The sequence below is a fragment of the Haloarchaeobius sp. FL176 genome, from assembly GCF_024609245.1.
Taxonomy (GTDB): Archaea; Halobacteriota; Halobacteria; order Halobacteriales; family Natrialbaceae; genus Haloarchaeobius.
This window is the reverse complement of sequence record NZ_JANJYH010000005.1, coordinates 1-24,568: the sequence shown is the minus strand read 5'-3', so window position 1 is coordinate 24,568 and position 24,568 is coordinate 1. Positions and strand designations below refer to the sequence as shown.

Annotated in this window: 29 protein-coding genes and 1 pseudogene; 14 read left to right on the top strand and 16 right to left on the bottom strand. The window is 67.8% G+C overall.

The window, feature by feature from the left end; genetic code table 11:
* Nucleotides 1–9 precede the first annotated feature (9 nt).
* The 6 genes from NO978_RS10680 to NO978_RS10655 all read right to left on the bottom strand — a co-directional run bounded on the left by NO978_RS10680 (nt 10) and on the right by NO978_RS10655 (nt 5,251).
* Nucleotides 10–1,101, bottom strand: a complete 1,092-nt coding sequence (locus NO978_RS10680; protein WP_257299582.1) for an aminopeptidase — start codon at nt 1,099–1,101, stop codon at nt 10–12.
* Nucleotides 1,102–1,157: 56 nt separating this feature from the next.
* A complete protein-coding gene (locus NO978_RS10675; protein ID WP_257299581.1) occupies nt 1,158–2,069 on the bottom strand; it encodes a helix-turn-helix transcriptional regulator in 912 nt (303 codons plus the stop codon).
* A 48-nt stretch (nt 2,070–2,117) separates the two neighbouring features.
* Nucleotides 2,118–2,921 carry a methyltransferase domain-containing protein gene (locus NO978_RS10670; protein WP_257299580.1) on the bottom strand — a complete coding sequence of 268 codons (804 nt, stop codon included), beginning with the start codon at nt 2,919–2,921 and terminating at the stop codon, nt 2,118–2,120.
* A gap of 161 nt (nt 2,922–3,082) precedes the next feature.
* On the bottom strand, nt 3,083–3,919 hold the full coding sequence (locus NO978_RS10665) for a deoxyribonuclease IV (RefSeq protein WP_257299579.1): 837 nt from the start codon (nt 3,917–3,919) through the stop codon (nt 3,083–3,085).
* A gap of 252 nt (nt 3,920–4,171) precedes the next feature.
* A complete protein-coding gene (locus NO978_RS10660) occupies nt 4,172–4,987 on the bottom strand; it encodes a biotin/lipoate A/B protein ligase family protein (protein WP_257299578.1) in 816 nt (271 codons plus the stop codon).
* Between the two features lie 60 nt (nt 4,988–5,047).
* Nucleotides 5,048–5,251 carry a hypothetical protein gene (locus tag NO978_RS10655; RefSeq protein ID WP_257299577.1) on the bottom strand — a complete coding sequence of 68 codons (204 nt, stop codon included), beginning with the start codon at nt 5,249–5,251 and terminating at the stop codon, nt 5,048–5,050.
* Between the two features lie 258 nt (nt 5,252–5,509).
* Here NO978_RS10655 and NO978_RS10650 point away from each other — a divergent pair, with 258 nt between their 5' ends.
* The 6 genes from NO978_RS10650 to NO978_RS10625 all read left to right on the top strand — a co-directional run bounded on the left by NO978_RS10650 (nt 5,510) and on the right by NO978_RS10625 (nt 10,200).
* Nucleotides 5,510–6,418, top strand: a complete 909-nt coding sequence (locus tag NO978_RS10650; protein ID WP_257299576.1) for a serine/threonine-protein kinase RIO2 — start codon at nt 5,510–5,512, stop codon at nt 6,416–6,418.
* A 219-nt stretch (nt 6,419–6,637) separates the two neighbouring features.
* Entirely contained in the window at nt 6,638–7,930 is a 1,293-nt protein-coding gene (locus NO978_RS10645; protein ID WP_257299575.1) for a hypothetical protein, read from the top strand.
* 87 nt (nt 7,931–8,017) lie between these two features.
* Nucleotides 8,018–8,362: a helix-turn-helix domain-containing protein gene (locus NO978_RS10640; RefSeq protein ID WP_257299574.1), complete on the top strand. Its 345-nt coding sequence runs from the start codon at nt 8,018–8,020 to the stop codon at nt 8,360–8,362.
* A gap of 1 nt (nt 8,363) precedes the next feature.
* The gene (locus NO978_RS10635) at nt 8,364–8,678 is read left to right on the top strand and encodes a hypothetical protein (protein ID WP_257299573.1); all 315 of its coding nucleotides are present in this window, start codon (nt 8,364–8,366) and stop codon (nt 8,676–8,678) included.
* Between the two features lie 90 nt (nt 8,679–8,768).
* Nucleotides 8,769–10,004 carry a PLP-dependent aspartate aminotransferase family protein gene (locus tag NO978_RS10630; protein WP_257299572.1) on the top strand — a complete coding sequence of 412 codons (1,236 nt, stop codon included), beginning with the start codon at nt 8,769–8,771 and terminating at the stop codon, nt 10,002–10,004.
* A 55-nt stretch (nt 10,005–10,059) separates the two neighbouring features.
* Entirely contained in the window at nt 10,060–10,200 is a 141-nt protein-coding gene (locus NO978_RS10625; RefSeq protein WP_257299571.1) for a hypothetical protein, read from the top strand.
* Between the two features lie 351 nt (nt 10,201–10,551).
* On the opposite strand, the gene NO978_RS10620 is transcribed toward NO978_RS10625, so the two are convergent.
* Complete coding sequence (locus NO978_RS10620; protein WP_257299570.1) at nt 10,552–11,130, bottom strand: DJ-1/PfpI family protein; 579 nt, start codon at nt 11,128–11,130, stop codon at nt 10,552–10,554.
* A 51-nt stretch (nt 11,131–11,181) separates the two neighbouring features.
* Between NO978_RS10620 and NO978_RS10615 the strand changes: the two genes are divergently transcribed.
* Nucleotides 11,182–12,201, top strand: coding sequence for a deoxyhypusine synthase (locus NO978_RS10615; RefSeq protein ID WP_257299569.1), 1,020 nt, complete (start codon nt 11,182–11,184; stop codon nt 12,199–12,201).
* A gap of 6 nt (nt 12,202–12,207) precedes the next feature.
* On the opposite strand, the gene pdhA is transcribed toward NO978_RS10615, so the two are convergent.
* Nucleotides 12,208–13,314: a pyruvate dehydrogenase (acetyl-transferring) E1 component subunit alpha gene (pdhA, locus tag NO978_RS10610; protein ID WP_257299568.1), complete on the bottom strand. Its 1,107-nt coding sequence runs from the start codon at nt 13,312–13,314 to the stop codon at nt 12,208–12,210.
* Between the two features lie 266 nt (nt 13,315–13,580).
* Between pdhA and NO978_RS10605 the strand changes: the two genes are divergently transcribed.
* The 4 genes from NO978_RS10605 to NO978_RS10590 all read left to right on the top strand — a co-directional run bounded on the left by NO978_RS10605 (nt 13,581) and on the right by NO978_RS10590 (nt 16,035).
* A complete protein-coding gene (locus NO978_RS10605) occupies nt 13,581–14,507 on the top strand; it encodes an alpha/beta hydrolase (protein WP_257299567.1) in 927 nt (308 codons plus the stop codon).
* Between the two features lie 82 nt (nt 14,508–14,589).
* Nucleotides 14,590–14,937 carry a thioredoxin family protein gene (locus NO978_RS10600; RefSeq protein WP_257299566.1) on the top strand — a complete coding sequence of 116 codons (348 nt, stop codon included), beginning with the start codon at nt 14,590–14,592 and terminating at the stop codon, nt 14,935–14,937.
* Nucleotides 14,938–15,083: 146 nt separating this feature from the next.
* Nucleotides 15,084–15,737 carry a lactate utilization protein gene (locus NO978_RS10595; RefSeq protein WP_257299565.1) on the top strand — a complete coding sequence of 218 codons (654 nt, stop codon included), beginning with the start codon at nt 15,084–15,086 and terminating at the stop codon, nt 15,735–15,737.
* Between the two features lie 64 nt (nt 15,738–15,801).
* A complete protein-coding gene (locus NO978_RS10590; RefSeq protein ID WP_257299564.1) occupies nt 15,802–16,035 on the top strand; it encodes a hypothetical protein in 234 nt (77 codons plus the stop codon).
* Nucleotide 16,036: 1 nt separating this feature from the next.
* On the opposite strand, the gene NO978_RS10585 is transcribed toward NO978_RS10590, so the two are convergent.
* The 6 genes from NO978_RS10585 to NO978_RS10560 form a co-directional block, all read right to left on the bottom strand.
* Complete coding sequence (locus NO978_RS10585) at nt 16,037–16,837, bottom strand: HAD-IIA family hydrolase (RefSeq protein ID WP_257299563.1); 801 nt, start codon at nt 16,835–16,837, stop codon at nt 16,037–16,039.
* A gap of 40 nt (nt 16,838–16,877) precedes the next feature.
* Complete coding sequence (locus NO978_RS10580; protein WP_257299562.1) at nt 16,878–17,789, bottom strand: ABC transporter substrate-binding protein; 912 nt, start codon at nt 17,787–17,789, stop codon at nt 16,878–16,880.
* A gap of 51 nt (nt 17,790–17,840) precedes the next feature.
* A complete protein-coding gene (locus NO978_RS10575; RefSeq protein ID WP_257299561.1) occupies nt 17,841–18,188 on the bottom strand; it encodes a hypothetical protein in 348 nt (115 codons plus the stop codon).
* Nucleotides 18,189–18,551: 363 nt separating this feature from the next.
* Nucleotides 18,552–19,928, bottom strand: coding sequence for an NAD-dependent succinate-semialdehyde dehydrogenase (locus NO978_RS10570; RefSeq protein ID WP_257299560.1), 1,377 nt, complete (start codon nt 19,926–19,928; stop codon nt 18,552–18,554).
* Between the two features lie 329 nt (nt 19,929–20,257).
* Nucleotides 20,258–21,211, bottom strand: coding sequence for an aminopeptidase (locus NO978_RS10565; RefSeq protein WP_257299559.1), 954 nt, complete (start codon nt 21,209–21,211; stop codon nt 20,258–20,260).
* Nucleotides 21,212–21,256: 45 nt separating this feature from the next.
* Nucleotides 21,257–21,475: a hypothetical protein gene (locus NO978_RS10560; RefSeq protein ID WP_257299558.1), complete on the bottom strand. Its 219-nt coding sequence runs from the start codon at nt 21,473–21,475 to the stop codon at nt 21,257–21,259.
* A 218-nt stretch (nt 21,476–21,693) separates the two neighbouring features.
* Here NO978_RS10560 and NO978_RS10555 point away from each other — a divergent pair, with 218 nt between their 5' ends.
* The 3 genes from NO978_RS10555 to NO978_RS10545 all read left to right on the top strand — a co-directional run bounded on the left by NO978_RS10555 (nt 21,694) and on the right by NO978_RS10545 (nt 23,480).
* Nucleotides 21,694–22,707 carry a type II glyceraldehyde-3-phosphate dehydrogenase gene (locus tag NO978_RS10555; RefSeq protein WP_257299557.1) on the top strand — a complete coding sequence of 338 codons (1,014 nt, stop codon included), beginning with the start codon at nt 21,694–21,696 and terminating at the stop codon, nt 22,705–22,707.
* Nucleotides 22,708–22,758: 51 nt separating this feature from the next.
* Nucleotides 22,759–23,022 (top strand): hypothetical protein, encoded by a 264-nt coding sequence (locus NO978_RS10550; protein ID WP_257299556.1) that lies wholly within the window; start codon nt 22,759–22,761, stop codon nt 23,020–23,022.
* Nucleotides 23,023–23,090: 68 nt separating this feature from the next.
* On the top strand, nt 23,091–23,480 hold the full coding sequence (locus NO978_RS10545; RefSeq protein ID WP_257299555.1) for an Hsp20/alpha crystallin family protein: 390 nt from the start codon (nt 23,091–23,093) through the stop codon (nt 23,478–23,480).
* Nucleotides 23,481–23,519: 39 nt separating this feature from the next.
* On the opposite strand, the gene NO978_RS10540 is transcribed toward NO978_RS10545, so the two are convergent.
* Nucleotides 23,520–24,398: a RimK family alpha-L-glutamate ligase gene (locus NO978_RS10540; protein WP_257299554.1), complete on the bottom strand. Its 879-nt coding sequence runs from the start codon at nt 24,396–24,398 to the stop codon at nt 23,520–23,522.
* Between the two features lie 30 nt (nt 24,399–24,428).
* Nucleotides 24,429–24,568 (bottom strand): annotated as a pseudogene (gene rpl10e, locus NO978_RS10535) (50S ribosomal protein L16); the annotation flags it as partial.

Here is a 24,568-nt window from a genome sequence, read left to right as displayed (position 1 = left end):
GAGGAGCGGCTACTCGCCGAACCCGTCCTCGAACCTGAACGTGCCGTCGCGCTGGACGACCTCGCCGTCGACCTCGATGAACGAGTCCTCGCTCATGTCGACGATCATGTCCATGTGCATGGCGCTCTCGTTGAACGGCTGGCCCTCCGGGACGGTGTGCCCGATGGCCTGCCCGATGGCGAGGTGGATGGTGTCACCCATCTTCTCGTCGAACAGCATGTTGTAGGTGAACCGGTCGATGTCGCGGTTCATGCCGATGCCGAGCTCGCCGAGGCGACGCGCTCCCTCGTCCGTGTCGAGGACAGCCCCGAGCACGTCCTCGTTCTTCTCCGCGGCATGCTCGACGACCGTACCGTCCTCGAACTTCAGCCAGGCGTCCTCTATCTCGCGGCCCTGTGCCATCAGGGGCTTGTCGAACAGCACCTCGCCCTCGACCGAATCGGGGATTGGCGCGGTGTACACCTCGCCGCCGGGCAGGTTGAGTTCGGCGTAGTCGTTCGCCGTGACCATGCCGTCGACGCTCATCCGGATGTCGGTGGTTTCGCCGGAGACGATGCGGACCTCCTCGGCGGGGTCGAGTATCTCGACCATGTTCGCCTGGAACTCCCGCTGTTCGTCCCAGTCCTTGTTGACGGCGTCGTAGAGGAACTCCTCGTAGGCTGCAGTGCTCATCTCGGCGTCCTGGGCGTTGCCCGGCGCGGGGTACTGCGTCCCGACCCAGCGCTTGCCCATGCGTTCCTCCTGGACCGGTTTCCAGGCCTGGGCCAGCGCGGAGCGTGTTTCGGGGGCCACGTCGCCCGTCTCGCTGGTGTTCTCGTCGCCGCGGACGATGATGACCACGTCGGCCTCCTCCATCTCGGCGAGCTTGTGCTCGGGCAGGGTGAAGTCCTCGGGGTCCGAGGAGCGCATGAACGCCCGGCTCGCCCGCGAACTGTTCATCGTGTACGTCGGGTTCGCTCCGACCTCGCCCAGCTTCTCGGCGATGGCGACGACCAGGTCCTCGGCGACCGGCGGGGCGCTGACGATGACGTTGTCGTCCGCCTCGACCTGTGTGGAGTGTTCGACGATGATCTCCGCGTGATCTCGGACTCGTGGGTCCATGTTTCAGTGGAGTCGCGTCGGGGTGTTAACGGTTTCCAGAAGAGACGTTCTGTCGACTAGCTGGTGGTTCGCTCGGTGGCGAGGACGACGCCGCGCTCGTCGAGGGTTATGTCGAGCCGTTCGTCGTCGGCCTCGACGCGAACCCGATAGCGTGGCGGGTCCTCGCTCGTCCGGGTGGTCGCGTCGTCGGTGAGCAAGGGGAGCGTCCACGGCAGGCGGTCGACAACGTCGATACCGTGGTCGTGGCAGAAGCCGACGAAGGCAGGGTGTCGAAGGACCACCGCCCCCACCGAGGATCTGGTGAACGCACCGCACCGACGGCAGGTGGTAGTGAAGACGTAGTCGATGGACAGGTCGGTCTCCGCCGGAACGACCTCGCGGTCGACACGCCCCGAGCAGTTCGGACAGACCCCACCGGTCACCCGCTCGATCATCGTGTACGCCTGGCGGGCGGCGAGGGAGAGGATGTCGTCCACGGAGCGGTCGGCCGCTGCGCTCGGGGCGACCGAGGTGCGCATCACGGTGTGGTCGTTCCCGCAGTCGACCGCGAACTCGCCGGCATCGAACGAGGCCGAGAGGGGTTCGTCACAAAAGGGACACGTGTCGTCGAGCGGCTCCGATTCGGAGTCGTCGTCGGCGTCGTACGTCCCGGCGAGGATGGCTCCCACCACCTCGCGGCCCGCGTAGGTGAGGACGTAGCCCTCGTCGATCTCCTCGACGAAGCGACCCCGGAGCTTCCCGAGGTGGGAGTTGAAGCGGCCGGAGTCGTCGATGCCCGTCCGCGTCCGGAGGTCGGAGAACGTCAGTGCCCGGTCCTCCGGGTTGCCCCGGCGTGCCTCGACCAGCGCCTCGAGGATGGCGACGCGCGTCTCGTCGCCGAGGGCGGCGAAGGCGTCCGAGACGGCAGCCGTGTCCTCGACAGGCTCGGTTGCGCCCTCGCGGCCCCCGACGGTCGACTCGTCGGTCATGGCCGACTGCTGGATGGCCGGCGGGAAAAATCCCTGGCTGGTGCCTGGTCACCGCCCAGACCCGACGCGCCCCGTCGTGACGTAGAACGGCACCCTCTCGGTCCGCTGATAGTCACCGTCGGCGGCCTGCGCGGCGGCCTCGCGGCCCATCTCGCGCCAGGATTCCCGGAGGTCGTCGTACTCGGCGGCGGAGAGCGTCGCCCGCAGACTGGCCTCGTCGCTGGCCAGTCCCGCGCCGCTTGCCTTCTTCGCGACGGCCTGCAGGTCCGCTTCGTCGTACGGCGGCGCGAGGGTCCTGACGTGCTCGTACCGGTGCGTCTCCACGTCGGCCAGCCCGGCGGCCTCGAGGAGTCCAGCCGCGTCGCTCCCGAGCGCCGGGTCGACGTCGCTGCCGGCGATGTACGCCGCCCGGGCCGCCCGCGCCAGCCCGGCCTCGCGCTCGACCGTCGACTCGACCGTGACGGCGGCGTTGTCCGGTTCGACGACGGCCACCCGGTCCCCGGCGACCCTGGCGAACTCCTGCACCGCGACTGCGGGGTCGGGCAGGTTCACCAGCAGTGCCTGGCAGGTCACCACGTCGACGGCGTCGTCGCGGAACGGAAGCCGCGTCGCGTCGCCAGCCACGACGGGGACGTGCTCCCGGGCCACCGCGAGCAGCGCCGGGTCGGCGTCACAGCCCACCACTTGTCCACCGGTCTCCTCGGCGAGCACGCGCGAGAACTCGCCCGTGCCACAGCCCACGTCGAGCACGCTGTCGGCGTGCGCCAACTCCAGCGGTTCGAGCGCCGCCCGCGAGTCGGCCCACATCCCGCTCCGGGTGTGCTCGAGGTACTCAGCGTCGAATCGTCGCACGAAGTCTCGTTGGAGGCGATGGCTGAAAAGCGATTGGAAGCCACCCGGAAAACTCGGGGGCCGCTGGCCGTTCGTGGTTCCAGCGAGGTCGACGACTGCCGGCGCTTCTGCCTGTCCGAAACGCGTCAGAAACCGCCGAGAAGTCGGGTCTCTCGAGAGTCTCAGGCGTCCTCGCGCAGCTCCCGGACCTTGTCGACGTTCCAGGCGAAGCTGCGGCCGTCCTCGGTCGGGGTCTCGAGCACGAGCGGCACGTCACGGACCAGCTCGTGGTTGACGAACGCACGCATCCCGTCCTCGCCGATGTAGCCGTCGCCGATGTGGGCGTGCTCGTCCTTGTTCGTGCCGCACTCGTGCTTGGAGTCGTTGAGGTGGACGCAGGCGAGCTTCTCGGCCCCGACCACGTCGTCGAACTCGGCCATGGTCTCCGCGACGGCCTCCGGCGAGGAGAGGTCGTAGCCCGCGGCGAACATGTGGGCGGTGTCGAGACAGACCTCGAGGTCGTGGTCGGACTGGTCGAGGACGCTCGCGAGGTGCTCGAACTGCCCGCCGAGCTTGGTGCCCGAGCCGGCGTCGGACTCGACGAGGACAGTCACGCCGTCCGGAATATCGAGCTCGTCGAGCGCGCTCGCGGCGTTCTCGATGCCGCCCTCGACGCCGGCCCCGGTGTGCGCGCCGAGGTGGACGTTGACGTAGTCGATGTCGAGCACGTCGGCGGCGTCGACCTCCTGCTGCATGGAGTCGAGGGACTTCTCGCGCAGTCCGTCCTTCGGAGTACAGAGGTTGACGAGGTACGAGGCGTGGATGACCCACGGACCCTCCAGCGATTCAGCGGTGCCGTCGCGGAACGCCGCGGCCTCGTCGTTTTCGAGGGTACCGTGGTCCCAGACCTGCGGGGAGTGCGTGAAGATCTGTCCGCAGTTGCCGCCGATTTCGAGCTGGTTCTCGACGGCGTTGTCGACACCGCCCGCGATGGAGACGTGTGCGCCTACCTTGACCATACCGACGGGTGGGGGTAGCGGGTCAAAGTGGCTTCGGAAGCGAACGACGGTGGGAGGTGGATTGTCGTTGTTGGCGGTAATAGAGACGCTCACCGAGTGTTGGAGGGCGCGACAAGAGCCTCGAAAGCCCCCAGCGGTCTCGACTCCCGGGCCTCGCTGCGCTCGGAACGTTCGCCAGCCGCGAGCCACCCGGTCGAGTGGTCGTCGACGCGGGCCGGAGGTTACAAATTCATCTACTCTCAGAAAAACGGGCTACCGCGAGTCGTCCCGGTCGCGCACCCACGCCTCGTTGTCGTACTTCGTCTCGACCATCTCGGCCGCGGCGTCGAGCTCGTCGTCGGTCCACCCTCCCTCGGTTGCGTCGGCCCACTCGCTCAGCGACTCCTCCAGTGCGGTGACGAACGTTTCGCGGTCGACATCGGCCTGCTGGCGGATGCCGGTGACGCGATCGCAGAACCGGTCCGGGGTCACGTCGTGGTCGGCGAACACGCCGAGGTGGCGGTCGGTCGCGAGGTCGAAGGAGATGGAGCCGTGCTGGATGACGGCGTCGCGCTGGCGGTACTGGGCGTTCCCCGAGAGCTTGCGCGCCTCGTCGTCGCCGTAGGCGAGCACGTCGTGGGCGGGGTGGATGCCCCGCAGATAGCAGGCGGGCTGATGGATTCGGGGGTACTCGTCGTCGGCGAAGTCGGCGTCGACACCCACGGAACGGATGGCGTCGAGCACCGGCTCGCAGAGCAGCTCGTAGCAGTCCATGAGCGAGCCCGGGAGCTCGTCGGCGGGCGCGATGATGCTGTAGGAGACGTCTGCGTGGCTGTCGTGGTAGATACCGCCGCCCCCGGTCTGGCGGCGCGTCACGTCGATGCCCTCGCGTTCGCAGAACGCCCAGTCGACGCTGTCGGCGGCCTGCTGGTAGCCCATCGAGAGGCAGCTCGGCTCCCACTGGTAGACTCGGAGGGTGCGGACGCCGTCCGTCGTGGCAGACGCGGCGGCGACCTCGTCCAGCGCCATGTTGGCCGGGCCGTCGCGCGACTCTTCGCGTATCAGCCGCCACTCCCTGTCCGCAAGCATACCTGCGGGTTCGCGGGGTCCAGACAAAGGCGTTGTGTGACGCCCCTCCCCACGTCTGGCCTAGCCGACGTCGGTGTCGGGTGCCTCGACCGCCTCGTCGAGCCCGTCGTCGCGGACGGTCCGCTCGACGTAGGACTCGATCTCCTCGTCGACCGCACGCTCACTCTCGGCCGCGCTCCGGTCCTGCTCTTCCACGAGCTCCGTCTCGCCGGTTACTTTCTCGAACAGTGCGCCGTAATCCGAACCTGATTGTGTCTTGGACATCGGTCGTTCCTCCGCACTTGCTGGTACGCGTGAAGAGGCTTGTACACCGGGCCTATTTGGTTCGGTAGTCGTTGGCATGGTTGTCGACGGGGGTTCACAACCGCGGCTCAGTCACCGGGCTGTCGACGCATCGAGCGAGGAGTGCCGTTCGTGGATTGTTATCGCCAGCTGGTCGATTTCATATCGCAACATACGATTTACGGCGGCGGGGCGCGGGGACACATCGGGCTTTTACCTCCCGGCCGGTTACGGGTCGCCATGGTACAGAACGTCGCCCCGCTCGTCGCCGAGCTGGAGCCGGAGGATTTCCACCTGCTCTCGGGCGTCGAGCAGGGGATGCGCTTCTCGGAGTGGGTCCAGCGCTCGAAGATTCCGAAGTTCTCGCGACTCACCGTCGAGGAGGTCGACTACCGGCTCGACCGCTGTCTCGACCGGGGGCTGCTGAAACGCAAGACCATCCAGTACGAGGGGTACAAGCTGCAGTTCGAGGGCTACGACGCGCTCGCGCTGCACACCTTCGCGGAGCGCGACACCGTCACCGGCTTCGGCTCCTCGCTCGGGGTGGGAAAGGAGTCCGACGTGTACGAGGTACAGTCCTACCGCCCGATGGCCCTGAAGTACCACCGGGAGGGTTTCACGAACTTCCGCGAGGTGATGAAAGAGCGCGACTACACCTCCGACCGAGAGCACGTCTCCTGGCTCTACACCGCTCGCAAGGCCGCCGAGCGCGAGTACGAACGACTGGAAGCGCTCTACCCGGACGTCTCCGTTCCCCGGCCCATCGACCACAACCGCCACGCCATCGTGATGGAGAAGATGGAGGGCGTCGAACTCTCCCGGGCGAAACTCGACGACGCCCAGGTCGTCGGCGTGCTGGATCTGGTGCTCGCGGAGGTGACAGAGGCCTACCGACAGGGGTTCGTCCACGCTGACATGAGCGAGTACAACGTGTTCGTCGACGAGAGTGGCGTGACGGTGTTCGACTGGCCACAGGCGGTCGAGAGCGACCACGAGAACGCCGCCGAGTTCCTCGCGCGGGACGTGCGGAACATCGTCGGCTACTTCACACGGAAGTACCCGAGTCAGGTGCCCGACCTTGACGAGAACGAGGTCGTCGAGAGCATCGAAACGGGTGAGTTCGAGTCGGTGCGAGAACACAGCGCCTGAGGCGGCTGTTTGCTCCCGTTCTGGACCGGTGTCGGTGCTCCGCCGTGACGAAGGGATAAACCTCATCCTGCGATATCAACTCACCCCTCCGTTTCCAGTCCAACCGCTCAGGCGGGGCTGGTAGCCTCGCTCGATACTTGTATAAATAGCTTTCCTCGGCTTTCCAACCCGATGGGCGGACTGTCCGGTATTATGCTCCTCACAGCCATTCGAACGAATATGACCAGACAGGACGATACCGACGGACACAGCCGCCGAGAGCTGCTCGCGGCCGGCGGTGCCGCCCTGGCGACTGCCGCCAGTGCCACGTTGGCGGGCTGCACTGCGACGATGCCACCGCTCGGACAGGAGATCCGTTACGGACGCGTCGACGTGCCCCCGGCCGGTGACCCTGTCTACCGCCGCTGGGTACCGCCATTCGACACGGAGTCGGACAGAGGGAGCCCGCTCTGGGAAGACCTGATGTACACGACACCCCGACAGACCGGCAGCGGGGCCGTCGACCGGGTCCACATCGGGCGCGGCTTCCTCAAGTCCAGCATGGACTACTTCGGCATCGGCTACGACAACTACGACCGCGTGCTCGGGAACTTCGCGAGCATCGTCGCCGAGGTCGACGTGGACCGTGGGACGGTCGAAGAAACCCTGCTCGACAGCGGCTACGAGGCGCAGGGCTCCTACGACGGGTACGACCTCTACGGGCGCTCGGACCTCCCGCGGACCGTTGCTGTCGGTGATGAAGCCATCGTCTTCTCACGGTCCAGCCACCACGAGTCGGACGTCCGCCGCATCATCGATACCGGCGCGGACCGGACCGAACCACGGCACACACACGATGAACAGTTCGCCGAGCTGACCGCGGCAGCGGGCTCACAGCCGTTCGTCTGGCTCGGCGTTCCGATGCCGTACGACTGGGACGCACCCGAGACCGGAGGAATGTCGATGACGTACGACGATTCGGCCGCCTACTTCGTCCACTATCTCCTGTTCCCCGAGGACGACGTGCCCACCATACGCAGCATCAGGGAGCAGATGACCGAGGTGCAGCGAGCGGTCGACGCCTACTCTGTCGATGTCTCGCTCGACGAGAACCTGGCAACCATCGAGATGCACCAGCCGCTCGAACGCTACTTTCAGGACCTCGACTCGAACCAGCTCACCCCGCAGGTGACCTGGGGGCTCGACCACGACCGCGACGCGGGCACGGTGACGCTCCGCCACGAGGCCGGCGACGCCGTCGATGCGGAGCTGCTGACGGTGTTCGTCGACGAGTCCAACGGCGCGGAGGTCGTCGACGGGTCCAACGGCACGGAGGTCGTCGACGGGACCAACGGCGCGGAGGACGAGGCTCCCGCCCAGTTCGCCGACGAGTACGGCACCGTCACGCCCGGGGACTCCCTCACCGTCGACGTTGGCGGACCCGACGAGTCCGTCCGGCTCGTCTTCGAGAGTGCCGACGGGTCCTCGTCGATGTGGCTCGTCGACTACGACCTCGATGGGCCTGACGAATGAGTGGACACGGGCTCGGACCGTCGTGCCCGTTTCAAAGCGTCGAACAGTCCCGAAACGTATAGATTCCCCCCGACAGACACGATGGACGTGAGTGAGGACCCGAGTCTAGAGACCGTCGTCGGCCTGCTCGACGACGAGTACGCCCGCACCATCCTCACCGCGGTCAGCACCGAACACATGTCCGCATCAGAACTCGCCGAACGCTGTGACTGCTCGCTCCCGACGGCGTACCGACGCCTCGAACGACTGGAGTCCGCCGGGCTCGTCTCCGAACGGACCCGTCCTCGGTCCGACGGCCACCACGACGCCGTCTACACCGCCACGCTGGACGAGGTTGCCATCCGCCTCCGTGAGGGCCAGCTCCGGCTGACCGTCGAACGGCGCGAGGACGACCCCGCGGGCCGACTCGCCGACCTCTGGGGTGACCTCTGAGATGTTCGGCTTCGCGTTCACGACCGTCGAGTTCGCGGTCATCGTGGCGGCCTCGCTGTCGACGCTCGTCGGCCTCTACATCGGCTACCAGGCCTACCGTGCGCTCGGCCGGTACGACAACCGCCCGATGTGGTACCTCTCCATCGGCCTCATCGTACTGACTGCCGTGACCTACAGCGTCGCCTTCGTGGGGACCGTGCTGCTGCAGGGGCGGGTGCTCCCCCTCCCGTATCAGGACTACTTCAGGCTGGGGGTGCGGCTCCTGCAGCTGGCTGGGCTCTCGTGCATCGCGTACTCACTCCACATTCGCGAGTGACGGCGGGAATACCTCGGAGGAATAAATCTCTGCAGACAAATTACTAAGAATTGGTAAGTTATTAGCCCAACCGTCTCGTTTTCGTGATGCATGGACGACGAACGGTCATCGAAGCGGTTCGAGACGCTCGCAGTCGCACACGGTGAAGAGGCCACTCCCGGCGCGCCGGACGTCGGCGACGTGGTCTCGCCGATCCACCTCTCCTCGACGTTCGCGCTCCCCGGGCTGGACACGGAGATGAGCCTGGAGGACGTCGACCCGTCGAAGGGCGAGTTCCTCTACTCCCGGCTCTCGAACCCGACCCGACACGCCCTCGAGGAGCGCCTCGCGGCGATCGAAGGAGGAGAGCACGCGTTCGCGTTCTCCTCGGGTACCGCCGCCATCTTCACCAGCGTCCTCGCCGTCGTCGAGCCGGGCGACCACATCGTCGCCTTCGACGACCTCTACGCCGGCACCCGTCGGATGTTCGAGAACGTGTTCCGCGACCGCCTCGCCGTGGACGTGACGTTCGTCGACGCGACCGACACCGGGAACGTCGCGGACGCGATGACCGACGAGACCACGCTCGTCTGGATGGAGACGCCGACGAACCCCCGGATGAAGCTCTGTGACCTCTCGGCGATCAGCGAGCTCACCGACAGCCGCGACGCCGTCCTCGGCGTCGACAACACGTTCATGAGCCCGTACTTCCAGGCACCGCTCGAACTCGGGGCGGACCTGGTCGCTCACTCGACGACGAAGTTCATCAACGGTCACTCGGACTCCATCGGCGGTGCCGTCGTTACGAACGACGCCGCCATCGCCGAGGAGGTCGTCTTCCTCCAGCAGGTCGGCATCGGCGACATGCTCTCGCCGTTCGACAGCTACCTCGTCCTGCGCGGGACGAAGACGCTCCCGATGCGAATGCGCGAGCACGAGGCCAACGCGACCGTCATCGCCGAGTACCTGGACGACCACGAGCTCGTCGACTCGGTGTACTACCCCGGGCTGGAGAGCCACCCGCAACACGAGCTCGCGAGCGAACAGATGACGGGCTACGGCGGCGTCCTCAGCTTCGAGCTTGCCGGTGGTCTCGAGGACGCGAAGGCGTTCCTGGAGCACCTCGAGACGTTCACGCTCGCCGTCTCCCTCGGCGGCGTCGAGTCGCTCGTCGAACACCCGGCCGCGATGACCCACGAACCGGTCCCGCGAGCGGAGCGCGAGGCCCTCGGCATCACCGACACGCTCGTCCGCGTCTCCGTCGGTGTCGAGCACGTCGACGACCTCGTCGACGACCTCGACCGCGGGTTCGCGGTGCTCGAGGAGCGGCTCGCTACCGCAGACTGAGATATCACACCGACCGTCGTCCCAGTGCTCCGAATGCCTCGACACGTGCGAATAGATGTACGTCCGGTTCGGTGTTCAGGGAGGAGAGAGCCAGCTGACGAGCACGAAACCGACCGTGTTGTTGCTCCTCTCGATAACGAACGCCGTCATCGCGCTCGGGTTCGGCGTCGAAGCGGTCAGGCGAACCCTCAACTGACAGGCGACCAGCGGTCGGCGTCCCGCCTTCGCGAGAGCGATAGTCCCCCTCACCGCCTGCCGCCGTGACAGACGATGCCACCCCTACCCGAACACAGCGTCGTGGAGACCGTCGCGGAGATTCTCCTCTCACACGACCGATCCGTCCTCGGAACGACCATCGCGGCCCACCGAGACCTGACTATCCAGCTGACGGCACAGGCACCGACGCCGGCGGACGAGTGGCTGCGCGTCGCCGACGAGCTCGACATCTCCCGCCAGGCCACCCCCGAGCGGCTCCCCGTGCCGTCGGCTCGCTGCTCGAGGAGACGTTCTGAGTCACCCCGGGCGGTGACTCCCGTCGCTCCCGGCGTCAGACCCGCGGCACGTACTCCATCTCCGTCGCGACCGCGTCGCCGACCTCGTCGCTGCACTCCCGACGGACGAGGTAGAGCGCGAGGTCGAGCCCTGCCGTGACCCCGCCGCAGGTGAGCACGTCGCCGTCGTCCACGATGCGCTCGTCTCGCACGTCGGCGAACACCGAGAGGTCGTCCATCGCGCTGTGGTGGGTCGTCGCCGGCCGGTTCGTCAGCACGCCCGCCGCCGCGAGCAGCATCGCGCCGGTGCAGACGCTCGCCAGCTGCGTCGTCGGTGCGAGCGTGCGGAGCACGTCCGGGATGGTGCCGTCGTCGAACTCCCGGCGCGCGCCGGGCGAGTCCGGGTCGCTCCAGCCGCCCCCGGGGACGAGGACCAGGTCCGGCTCCACGTCCTCCAGCGCGGCGTCGGGCTCCACGCGGAGCCCATGGCTGGCAGTCACGGTCGTCGGCTCGTCGACGGTCACGAGTGTCGCCTCCATCTCGCCGCCGAGCTCGCCTGCTGTCTGGAACACCTCGTAGGGTCCGACCGCGTCCAGTTCGTCGAACCCCTCGTACAGCACGATAGCGACGTCCATAGCTCACCTACAAGTGTAACGCTCTTATCTGTCGGGGACGATTTTCCAGCCATGACCGACGACGACACGAAGGACAACGTGATTCCGGGCTCCGAAGAGGAGCTCACGACACCCGACGTGCGGGGGTACGACTTCACCGGCGAGTTCGACCTCGCCGAACTGCTCGCGAGCTACGAGACCACGGGGTTCCAGGCGACCCACCTCGCCGAGGCCATCGACATCGTGAAGCGGATGCGCGACGACGGCGCGACGATCTACTGCACCTACACCTCGAACATCGTCTCCTCCGGCCTGCGCGAGACGCTCGCGTACCTCGCCCGCGAGGACCTCGTCGACGTGATGATAACCACCTCCGGCTCCATCACCGAGGACGTCATCAAGACCGAGAAGCCGTTCAAGATGGGCGAGTGGGACGTCGACGAGGCCGCGATGCGCGAGCGCGGCATCAACCGCCTCGGCAACATCTTCGTCCCGTCGGACCGCTACGTCTGGCTAGAGGAGCACCTCAACGACTTCTTCCCCGACTTCTTCGCCGAGGAGAAGGTCCGCACGCCCGTCGAGTTCTCGCGCGAGCTCGGCGAGACCATCGACGACGAGGACTCCATCCTCGCGAACGCGGCGGACAACGACATCCCCATCTTCTGTCCGGCGCTGACCGACGCCGAGGTCGGCAACTTCCTCTACTACTACAAGCAGGGCTACGACAGTGAGGTCGGCATCGAGATACTCCAGGACTACGACGACCTCATCGAGGAGGGACTGCTCGCGGACAAGACCGGGCTCATCGTCATCGGTGGCGGGCTCCCGAAGCACCACGCAATCATGACGAACCTGTTCCGCGGCGGCGCGGACTACGCCGTGTACATCTCGACGGGTGTCGAGGGCGACGGCTCGCTCTCCGGTGCGCCGCCGGACGAGGCCGTCTCCTGGGGCAAGATCAAGGAGGAGGTGACGAACCACGTCGAGGTAGAGGCCGAGGCGACGCTCGTCACGCCGCTGCTCGTCGCGGAGGCGTTCAAGAAGTACGAGCCCGAGGAAAGCGAGGCCGAGGCGACCGCCGCTGACGACTGACGCTCGCTAATCCTCCAGCAGTTCCTCGTCACCGAACTCCGCGCGTAGTTCGCGAAGGTGCTCGCGTTGCCGGTCGAGCCGTGGCGGCCGCTCCGCGTAGGTGTCCTCGAAGATGTCGTCCGGGTCGGGCTCGAACGACTCGGCCCCCTGTACCGCGGCCTCGATGCGCTCGTCGATGTCCGCCTCGACGGTCTCGACGTCTTCTTCGTCGATGCGGCCGCTCTCCAGCATGAACGACTCCAGTCGGGGGACCGGGTCGTATCGCTTCCACTCCTCGGTGCGCTCCTCGTCGCGGTAGACTCCGGGGTCGTCCGAGGTCGAGTGCGCGCCCAGCCGGTACTGGATGGCCTCGATCAGTGTCGGGCGTTTCTCGCCGTCGAGGGGGTCGCGCGCACCGTTGACGGCGTCACGGGTCACCTCGTACACAGCGAGTGGGTCCATCCCGTCGACCCGGACCCCGTCGAAGCCGTAGGCGTCTGCCTTCTGGGCGATGGTCGCACTGGCGGTCTGTCGCTCTCGCGGTACCGAGATCGCCCACTGGTTGTTGTTGCAGAAGAAGACGACTGGCGCGTCGAAGACCCCGGCGAAGTTCATCCCCTCGTGGAAGTCGCCCTCGGAGGTCGCGCCGTCCCCGAAGTGGACGAGCGAGACGCGCGTGTCGCCGTCGAGCCGCGATGCCCAGCCGTGGCCGACGGCGTGGGGCACCTGGGTCGCGATGGGGTTCGCCACCGGGAACACGTTCCTGTCCCCGAGAGTCGCGTTACCGGACTCCGAGCCCATCCAGTACTCGAGGTTCGCCGCCATCGGTGCGCCACGGGCCAGCATCGCCCCGTTCTCGCGGTAGCTGGGGAACAGCCAGTCTTCGTCGTCGAGCGCGTGGACGCTCCCCACCTGTGCGCCCTCCTGCCCGTAGATCGGCGGGTAGGTCCCCATCCGCCCCTGTCGCTGGAGCGAGACTGCCTTGCGGTCGAACCGGCGGGCGAGCTTCAGGTCCTCGTAGAGGTCCCGGAGCCCGTCGTCGGAGAGCGGGACGGACGCCCCGTCGACGAGGGACCCGTCGACGTCGAGCACCCGGTGAACGTCGTCATCGTCGGTAGTGATACCCAGAGACATGCCAAGCTATCTGAACCCATGGCAGTCTTCGCGATAAAACTGCCGCCAGGCGCGGTCGCTGGCGGTCGTGTGGCGAGCAGGCGACGCGTGAACCACCGTGGAGCGGTTCCAGAGGATGGTGTCGTCGCACACGGACGCGTCGCACAGCCGCTGGCCCGCGTGCGGTGACGGTAAGTGCACGCGGGCTCTGGCCGCGGGATAGCTGATAAACCCCGGTTCGTCCGGAACCTGCATCGTTATTCCATGGTGGTGCGAAGGCCGACGCAGTGACAGACCTCGACCCCGCGTTCGAGCGTGCGATCACGGAGCTGCCCGACACCCCTGCGTGGCACGAACTCGGCGTGGAGCGGGCCAGAGCGCTGGAGGCGGAGGTGTTCTCGCGGTCGACCGACGGCGACGTACGGACGACCGACCGGCCTGTCGACCGACCGGGCGAGGAGGACACGATTCCAGTCCGGGTGTACCGGCCGCCGGGCCTGGAAGAGCCCGCACCGGCGCTGGTGTTCGCCCACGGCGGCGGGTTCGTCCTCGGGACGCTGGACTCGGCCGACGACCTCGCCCGGCGGTTAGCGGCGAACACCGACAGTGTCGTCGTCTCGGTCGACTACCGGCTCGCACCCGAGCACCCGTGTCCGGCGGGGCTGACCGACGTGACGACCGTCGTCGAGTGGGCCGGGGAGTCCGCCGACGAGCTCGGTGTCGACCCGGCACAGGTCGGCGTCGCGGGCTCCAGCGCGGGCGCGAATCTCGCTGCAATGGCTGCGCTACGGGCCGACGCGACGGTCGGGCTCGTGGTCCTGTTCTACCCGATGCTCGACCCGACGCTCGATGGGGAGTCGCACGCGGAGCACGCCGGCGCGCCGCTGCTCACCCGCGCGGACCTCGAGTGGTTCTGGCGGCTGTACCGGGACGACGGGACGATTCCGGTCGACGACCCGCGGCTCTCCCCGCTCCTGGGTGCGGAGCCCTCGTCGCTCGGGGACTCGCCGCCGACGGTCGTCGTCACCGGGGGCGTCGACCCACTGCGGGACGACGGGGCGCGGTACGTCGACGCACTCGCCGACGCCGGCGTCCCCGTCGAACGACGCCACTACCCGGGCGCGCCACACGGCTTCCTCTCGCTGGCCGACACGGTGCCGGCGGCGGCCGACGCCTGGGACGACCTCGCGGCGGCCGTGCTGGCGCTGCGGTGAGCGATGCCGTCCGTCGCGGCGGTGATGCGCGGGCCGCGTCACGCGGCGGAGCCGTTAGGTTGTTCGACCGAGTACTGACGGTATGAGCACACGAAGTGACGGCAAGCCCGTCCGACTCGCGGACGGCGACGAACTCGACGACCTCCTCGCCGCGGAGTCGCTCGTCCTCCTCGAACTGTACACGAACGGCTGTGGCAAGTGCCAGGCGATGGAGCCCGTCATCGGCACCGTCGCCCGGGTCACCGACGCGACCGTCGCGATGGCGAACCCCGGCGACGACATGACGCTGCTCGACCGGTTCGAGGTGCGGAGCACGCCAACGTTCGTCCTGCTCCGCGACGGCGAGCAGGTCGCGACGCTCGCCGACGGCTTCGTCGAGACCGACCGGATGGTCGCGTTCGTCGAGTCCGGCGGGGAGAGCGAGCGCTGAACGGCGGTTGAGTGCGCCGCGTGAACACGTGTCGTAACACCGCTGTAACCTGCTTACACGGTCGTCCGAGAGCAGTTATGGGTGTTCCGCTCCGAGTGTGAGTCGACGCGCGGCGGCTCCCACCGTCGCGAGACCCACACCTCATCATGTCTGAAAAAGCCGAGTATCTCACGACAGTATCTGCGGACGAATCGTACGACCAGCTTCCGGACGAGGAGACCATTCAGGCGACGGTCGAGAACCTCGAGGCGCGTGGCTTCGACGTGGTCGTCGTCGACACGGCCGACGAGGCCCTCGACACGGTCGTCGACGCCATCCCGGCCGGTGCGTCGGTGATGAACGGTCACTCGACGACGCTGGAGGAGATCGGTTTCGTCGACTACCTGAACGGTGACGAGCACGACTGGGAGAACCTCGCGGGGCAGGTCTGGAGCATCGACGACGACGAAGAGCGCCAGCAGTTCCGGCGCGAGGCCCAGACCGCCGACTACTTCCTCGGCAGCGTCAACGCTATCGCCGAGACGGGCGAGCTCGTCGCCGCCGACGCCTCCGGCAGCCGCATCGGCGCGTACCCCTTCGCCGCCGGCAACCTGCTGCTCGTCTCCGGCGTGAACAAGATCGTCGACGACCTCGACGCCGCCTTCGAGCGCATCGAGGAGTTCGTCTTCCCGCTGGAGGACGCCCGGGCACAGGACGCCTACGGTGCCGGCTCGGTCGTCGCCAAGCAGCTCGTCTACCGACAGGAGAACGAGGCGGGCCGGACGACCGTGGTCCTCGTCCGCGACGACTTCGGCTACTGAACCGGGCGCGCCACGACCTGGCAACGCGTCTGATTTTATGTACAGTGCCCCGCTATGGGGGCGTATGGAGGACGTCGACTTCGACGAACTCGTGGCGTCGCTGACGCTGCGGGAGGAGAACCAGTCGGTGAAGAGCTACCAGAACACGGTCGCGGTCGCCTGTCCGGCCTGCGACGAGCCGTTCGACGACCTCGTAGTCTGCCAGGAGAACCCGACGAGTCTCGACCTCACGCTGCAGCTCGACCTCTGTGTCGGCACCGTCGACGACCAGGCGGTCATCTTCACGCACAAGCCGTAGCTCAGAGTATCCCGGCGACCTCGCCGAGCGAGTCGACGACGTGGTCGGGTTCCACGCCCGAGCCGCCGATCTCCTCGCGTCGCGTCGCCCCGGTGAGTACGAGCACCGTCTCCATTCCGGCGCGCTCGCCCATCAGGATGTCCGTGTGGAGGTTGTCGCCGACGACGAGGCACTCCCCTGGCGCGACGCCCAGCTGCTCGGTGACGGCGTCGGCCATGTGCTCCGAGGGTTTGCCGACGACGAGCGGTTCGCGACCGGTCATCCCCTGGATGGCCCCGATGGTACAGCCCGCGCCGGGTTTAAGGCCGTCCTCGGTCGGGAACGCCCGGTCCGCGTTCGTCGCGACGAACAGCGTCCCCTGGTCGAACGCCCAGAGCGTCTCCGTGAGCAGGTCGAAGTCGATGTCGTAGGCCTTCCCCGCCGCGACGACGTCGGCCGGTGCCACGTCTCGCGGTCGCGACGACGGGTCCTGTTCGGAGACCACGGTGAGGCCTGCCTCGCGGATCTCGTCGTACAGCACGTCGGAGCCGACGACGTACACTTCGGCGTCCGGGTGGTGCTCGGCGAGGTACGTCGCGGTCGCGGACGCAGCCGTCGAGATGCCGCCGACGTCGCCGGGGATGCCCATCGACTCGATTGTGTCGGGGAACGCCTCGCGGTCGACGTTCGTGCTGTTCGTGACGAAGCGGACGGCGAGTCCGGCGTCGCGGAGGGCGGCGATGCCCTCGGGAGCGCCCGGAATCACTTCGTCGCCGCGCCAGACGGTGCCGTCGAGGTCGACGATGGCCGCACGTCGTGTCATCGGGTGGGGCTTGGGACGGTGGGGCCGTAACGCTTCCCGGTCAGCGCGCGGCCGCCAGCTCCGACAGCGGCGCGGCCACGTCGCGGCTCGGCGTCTCGAACTCGTCGTGGAGCACGCCGGCGAGGTGCTCCAGCGAGTCGACGACGCGGGGGCCAGGCCGGTTCAGGAAGTGGTTCCCGTCGATGGCCCACACGTCGCCGTTCTGGACGGCGGTCAACTCGTCCCACCCGGGTCGGTCGGTCAGGTCGGCGAGGTTCGCGCGGGTCTGGGCGAGGTCGTAGCCGCAGGGCGCGACCACCAGCGCCTCGGGGTCGTACGCGCGCAGGTCGTCCCACTCCCGGGGCGTGGAGGCGTCGCCTGGGTCGGCCATCCCGTACTCGCAGTTCGCGGCCTCGACGAGTTCGGGTACCCAGTGGCCCGCGACCATCACGGGGTCGGTCCAGTCCAGCACGGCCACGCGCTTGCGCTCGCAGTCGGCTGCCCGCTCGCGGACGGCGGCGACGCGCTCCTCGAGCGACGCGACGACTTCGGCGGCCCGCTCCTCGCGGTCGAGCGCCGCACCGACCGCCCGGACGTCGTCGAACACGTCGCCGACGCTGTGCGGGTCGGTCGTCAGCACCTCGGGGTTCGCGTCGATCCGTTCGACGGCGTCGTGGATGAGCACCTCGTCGACAGCGCAGACGTCACAGACGCCCTGCGTGACGACGAGGTCCGGGTCGAGCTCGTCGAGCAGGTCGACGTCGATGCCGTAGACGCCGCCGGACGCCTCGGCCTCCTGTACCTGCCGGTCGATCTCGGCGGTCGAGGCGTCGGCGTCGATGCGGCTGTACTCGACGGCGGGCAGGTCGGCAGCGCCCGGCGGGTAGTCGCACTCGTGGGAGACCCCGACGGGCTCGACCCCGAGCGCGAAGACGACCTCCGTGGCGGAGGGGAGCAACGTCACGACGTTCATGCTCGGTTCTCGGGGCGGCGACAGTATAAATCGACGGTCGAGAACGGGGCGCTACAGGAACCCGACGAGGAGGACGACCAGCCCGCCGACGAACATCAGCAGTGCACCGTTGCGGCGCTGTGAGACGTCCTCGTCGCTCACCTCGACCGCTTCGAGGTCGTCGATGCCCTGCGTCCGGGCGGTCAACCAGATGGTCACGATCTTCGCGTGTATCGTGTAGACGCCGCCGACAGCGGCGAGGAACGCACCGATGGCCGCGAACCGGGTCGAGGGGGCATCCAGCCCCAGCGCCGGGACCGACGCGCCGGTCGCGACGACCACGACCACCAGCACGACGAAGCCGACGATGACGCCGGCGAGGTGCCACTTCGCCCGGTCGAACTGCGCTTCCCTGCTCATGTCCGGGGCGTGACGCCCCGGCGGTTTAGCCCTGCCGAAGCGCTGTCGACGGCGACCTCGACCTCGGCGAGTACCGGCGGGTGGACGACGTCTAGACTCGTGCCGTGTCGTCGGCGTCCGAGGAGTACCGTAGCTTCGAGTTGGGTTTTCGCTCGAACTCACCCGCGTCGAAAGCGCGTGACGGCGTCACGGCTCGCTGCGCTCGCCTCGCGGTTTTCACTCGCTGTGCTCACGGGCCGCTGCGCTCGCCGTTCGCAGTCGCGGTTCTCACTCGCTAGCGCTCTTCGAACCGCGCACCGCTCGTTCCGAACCACGCACCGCTCGCCGTTCCGCTGGCGGAGACGCTCCTGCCGTCGCGTCTCCCTACTCGTCGTCGGCCGCCTGCACCCACACCGTCTTCCGGTTGACGAACTCGCGGATGCCGTCGGCGGCCAGCTCCCGGCCGTAGCCCGAGATGCCGACGCCGCCGAACGGCAGGCGCGGGTCGGACTTCGTCATCTCGTTGACGAACGTCGCGCCCGCCTCGATTTGATGGGCGACGTGCTCGCCGCGGTCGAGGTCGTCGGTCCACACCGACGCCCCGAGCCCGTACGGCGAGTCGTTCGCGAGTTCGACTGCCTCGGCCTCGCTCTCGACGCGGAACACCGCCGCGACCGGGCCGAACGTCTCCTCGCAGGCGACCGCCATGTCGCGGTCGAGGTCCGCCAGCACCGTCGGCGGGTAGTAGTAGCCGTCCCTGTCCATCGGCTCGCCGCCGAGCAGGCAGTCCGCGCCCGCGTCGACGCTGCGCTCGACCTGGTCGTGGAGGTCCTGCATCAGGTCCTCGCGCGCCTGCGGGCCGACCTCGGTCTCCTCGTCCATCGGGTCGCCGACGGTCCACGAGTCCAGCTCCTCGACGAACCCGTCGAGGAACTCGTCGTACACGTCGTCGTGGACGATGAACCGCTTCGCCGCGATGCAGGACTGCCCGCTGTTCTGCAGCCGCGCCGTCGCCGCCGTCTCGACGGCCGCATCGACGTTCGCGTCGTCGAGCACGACGAACGGGTCCGAGCCGCCCAGCTCGAGCACCGTCTTCTTCAGTTCCTCGCCCGCGGTCTTGGCGACCTGCTTGCCCGCGAACTCGCTCCCGGTCAGCGTCACCGCCCGGACGCGGTCGTCGCGGATGACCTCGTTGGCCTCCGCGCCGCCGACGAGCAGCGTCTGGAACGCTCCCTCGGGGAAGCCCGCCTCGCGGAACACCTCCTCGATGGCCAGCGCGCACTTCGGCACGTTCGAGGCGTGCTTCAACAGCCCGACGTTGCCCGCCGCCAGGCTCGGCGCGGCGAACCGGAACACCTGCCAGAACGGGAAGTTCCACGGCATCACCGCCAGCACCGGCCCGATGGGTTCGTGCCGGACGTACGTCGTCGCGTTGCTCGCCCCACCGATGACCTCGTCCTGCAGGTACTCCGGGGCCTTCTCCGCGTAGTGCTCGCAGACCCACGCGCACTTGCGGACCTCGCCCTTGGCCTGCGAGATGGGCTTGCCCATCTCCACGGTCATCAGCTCCGCGTAGTGCTGTTCGTTCTCGCGCAGGACGTTCGCGGCCTCCTCCAGCAGCTGCCGCCGTTCGTTCATCGGCACTTCGCGCCAGGACTCGTAGGTGTCCGCCGCCGTCGCGAGACGCTCCTCGACCGCTTCCTCGTCGTGTTCGGCGACCGTCTCGACGTGCTCACCGGTCGCTGGATTGAGTCGCTCCATGTCCCGTGGTTCGCGGACTTGGTACTACTAGTTTTGGCCGGCGGTAACGCGATTTGTGGGACTGGTGACCGAGAAGCTCCCAGTGTGCCGGTTCAGTCGGCCGTGGGGGTCTGTTTCAACTCGGACAGCCAGAAAGCCCCGAGCGTCTCGACTCCCAGGCCTCGCTGCGCTCCTCGCTCCGCTGCGGTCCTCATCCCTCGCACGCTGAGAGGCTCGCGGCCTTCGGCACGCGAGCCAGCGCGCGCCGGTTGTGAAAAGTCGGCAGGAGTGCTACGGTGTGGGTTTCACTCAACGGTCGGCAGTTCGATTCTTCCACCGTCTCGCGGTTTTCACTGTTCGGCCGTCGGCAGCTCGACCTCCTCGCCGTCGGCGTAGACGGTCGGGTCGCGGATGATGCCGTCCTGGTGGAGGGGCGCGCTGGTGTCGCCGCCGATGCCGGCGTCGTCGCCGAAGGCGATGTGGATGGTGCCGCCGGCCTTCTCGTCCAGCAGCACGCTCCCGACGAGCTCGGTGACGGCGACGTTGGTGCCGATGCCGAGTTCGGCGAGGTTGTAGGCGTCCCGGCCGACCTCCTCGGCGGCTGTCTCGAGCATCGCGTCGATCTCGTCGGAGTCGGTGGCGGTGACGAAGCCGTCCTCGACCTCGATGGTCACCGTCTCTCCCTCGTCGAGCAGGCCGTGGGGGGCGATGGTGCCGTCGACCACGTAGGTGCCGTTCGCGTTCTCGGGCGAGACGAACACCTCGCCAGCGGGCAGGTTGGAGAACGCGCCGGGCTCGTCGACCATGCCGGTGTCCGAGCGCCACTCCCGGTCGCCCGGCTCGAACGTGATGTCGGTGCCGAGTTCGGTGGTGACCCGGACCTCGTCGGCGGCTTCGACCTGTTCGAGCATCGCCTCGCACTCGGCGGCGATGCGCTCGTAGTCGGCGTCCAGCCCCGTCAGGAACACCGACTCGGTGATGCCCGGGAGGGTCGCGCCGCGCGCGCCGGCCTCGCAGGCCTCGCTCCGGGCGCGGGTGTGGCTGATGCTCTTCGTCGTCGGCGCGAGGAACACGTCGCTGGCGGCCATGGCGGCGGCGACGGGTTCGGGTGGTTCCTCGCCGTGCTGGTCCCCCGGCGGGTAGCAGCACAGTGTCGCGTCGTCGGTGATCTCGCTGGCGACCTCGTACAGCGCCTCGCCGATGGGCCGGCGCTTGTCGTCGGTGACGACGACGCAGGACTCGTCGGGCGAGAGGTCGAGGCACTGTCTGACTGCCGTTTCTGCGGGCTTGCGGAGGTCGGTCATATCCAACCGGTCGGTGGGAGCCCTGTTAGGGTTTACCGTCTGCGCTCAGAGGAGCGTCGTCCCGAGCATGAAGAGCAGCCCGAGGATGCCGAGGACGGCCCCGTCGACCTGCACGTAGTCCATCGGCGCGTCGCGGTGGCGGCGGCGTCTCCGACCTGTGAGAACGGTGTCCGCGGGCTCGGTCTCGCCCGGCGTGGTCCTGATAGCACTCACCCCGCCGACGAACAGCACCAGCCCGGCGATGAACACCCCCGCGGAGAGCATGGTGCTTCCGCCTACGCCGATACTCGACAAAAGTTCTTTCATCGTATATCGGAAGAAATGAACTGTTAGACATATCAAGGAAATCAGTACCCCACGGCTAACGGCCGATTAGCGTCCGCGAGGGACCGAGTGCGTCGTCGGCCACGGAGGACTTACTCGCCGCCGAAGTAGGTAGGAACCTCGAAACGGTTATCTCGCGGGGCTATCGAGGTTCGGGTATGATCCAGGTGGCCATCAACGGCTACGGTACCATCGGCAAGCGCGTCGCGGACGCCGTGCGCGCCCAGCCAGACATGGAGGTCGTCGGCGTCGCGAAGACACGCCCGAACTTCGAGGCCGAGACGGCTGTCGAGAAGGGGTACCCGCTGTACGCCGCCATCGAGGAGCGGATGGACCAGTTCGACGACGCCGGTATCGAGCTCGCCGGAACGGTCGACGAACTCGTCGCGGCCGCCGACGTGGTCGTCGACGCCTGCCCGTCCGGTATCGGCGCGGACAACGTCGCCATGTACCGCGAGCACGACACGCCGGCGCTGCTCCAGGGTGGCGAGGACGCCGACGCCGCCGACGTGAGCTTCAACGCCCGCGCGAACTTCGACGCGACGACCGGCGCGGACGTCGCTCGCGTCGTCTCCTGCAACACGACCGGGCTCTCCCGGCTCGTCGCGCCGCTACAGGAGGAGTACGGCATCGAGAAGGTGCGCGCGACGCTGGTCCGCCGCGGCGGCGACCCCGCCCAGACAGGTCGCGGCCCGATCAACGACATCCTGCCGAACCCGGTGAGCCTCCCGAGCCACCACGGCCCCGACGTGAACACCATCTTCCCCGACCTCTCCATCGACACGCTCGGCCTGAAGGTGCCCGCGACGCTGATGCACACCCACAGCATCAACGTCGAACTCGAATCCACACCCGACGCCGAGGCGGTGCGCGAACTGCTCGACTCCCAGTCCCGGACGTTCGTCATCGACGAGCACATGGCCATCGACGGGGCGGGCAAGCTCAAGGAGTACGCCCAGGACGTCGGCCGGCCGCGTGCAGACATCTGGGAGAACTGCATCTGGGGCGAGTCCATCACGATGGAGGGTAACGACCTGTACCTCTTCCAGGCGATCCACCAGGAGTCCGACGTGGTGCCGGAGAACGTCGACGCGGTCCGGGCCATCCTCGGCGAGAGCGACGCCGCGGAGAGCATCGAGACGACGAACGAGGCCATGGGGATGGGCCTCTAACCCGGCGGCAGCACAGCTTTCTACGCGGCTCGTTCGAACCCGTCGGTCACGATGGCACGGAACCGCCGGTTCGGCGTCGGTCTCGTCGTGGCCGGCATCCTCGTCGGCCTCAGCACGGTCTTCTTCATCGGCTGTACGGCCGCCGGCTGTCCCGGCCCTGACGAGGGAGTCAGGAACGTCACCATCCAGCTGGAGACGCTGACGGTCGGCTGGAAGGACGACTGCAACGACTGCGGTGCCAGCCTGTTGCCCGCGATGGCAGGGCTGGTCAACGTCGCTGTTGGAGTGGGCAAAGCTATCGATTTCGAGCGTTAGCACGGCCGAGTCCCGGCGACGTTGACCGGGACAGAAGGCTTTTGAGGTGACGGCCGTTAGGGTGTTCCATGCGTCGTGACGACCGTGACGAGCCGTTCGACGACTTCTTCAAGGAAATCGAGCGGATGATGAACGAGATGATGGGCGATCGGTCGGTCGACATGCAGTTCGAGGGCGACGCAGGCTTCGGCTCGGACACGCACGTCGACATCCACGAGACCGACGACGAGATCCGTGTGGTGGCGGACCTCCCGGGTGTCGAGAAAGAGAACATCAAACTGGAGTGCGACGGCGAGGCACTCACCATCGGTGCCGAGAGCGAGCACCGACAGTACCACGAGCGCGTCGAGCTTCCGAACCGCGTCGACGAGCACAACGCGACAGCGACCTACAACAACGGCGTCCTCGAAGTCGTCTTCGAGCGACTGGACACCTCCGCGGGCATCGACCTGAAGTAACGACCCACCATCCTCCGTTTTCCCCACCGTGAGCCGCGGCTACGCCGCGTCGGCCGTCTCCCGGACCGCGCCGGCGAGCCGGTCCCAGAACCCGTCCTCGTACTTCGCCGCGTCGTCGATGGTCGGGCGTGCGTTCGTCTCGTTGACGACGACACCGTCCGGCCCCACCAGCAGGTCGACCCCGAGGAACCGGATGTCGAGTTCGTCGGCGACTCGCTCGGCCAGCCGGCGGTACTCCGGGTCGAGGTCGACGGGCGTGGCCTCGGCCCCGCGGTGGACGTTGTGCTTCCAGCGCCCGGCCTCGCGGTCCGCGTCCGAGAGCTGGCGTTCCACCGCGCCGACGTACTCGCCGTCGAGCACCATCACTCGATAGTCCCGGGCATCGGGGACGAACTCCTGAACGAGGTAGGAGCGGTCACCCGTCGCGCGGAAGTCGTGGACGAGGTCGAGGTAGTCTGTGACGCCGAGCGCCGAGTCGAGGTCCGGTACCTTCGCGACGCCGATACCTCTGGTCGTCGAGTTCGGCTTGAGGACGACGGGTGGGTCGAGCGACTCGACGGCCTCGGCCACGGCGGACTCGTCGGCGGGGTTCGAGACGTACACCGACTGCGGGACGGCCAGGCCCGCGCGTTCCAGACGCGCGAGGACGCCCGCCTTGTTCCGCGAGGTGAGCACCGCATCGCGGCCGTTGACCCAGGGCACGTCGAGTAGCGCGTCGGCGACGCCACCCTCCATCATGCGGCCCGGATAGACGAAGCCGGCGTCGAACTGGTCGGCGGAGAACGGTGCCGTCTCGGGCGAGAGCGCGAGGGTTCGCTCTTTCACCTGGACGTGGTGGACGGAGACGCCGCGCTCGGCGAGCGGTGACTGCATCCGCTCGAACGTCTCGGCGCGGTTGACGACTGCGAGGTCGACCATGCGAGTGGGTTCGACCCCGGAAAGAAAAGCCTACGCGATGAGTTTCTCCTCGCCTCGTTCGACGACGACGCGGCAGGGCGGGGAGATTTTGTTGTAGGCGCGGCGGAAGGCGTCCTTGACTTCGGGGGCCTGGTCGACGGTGCACCAGCAGGTGAACAGTTGCTCGCCTT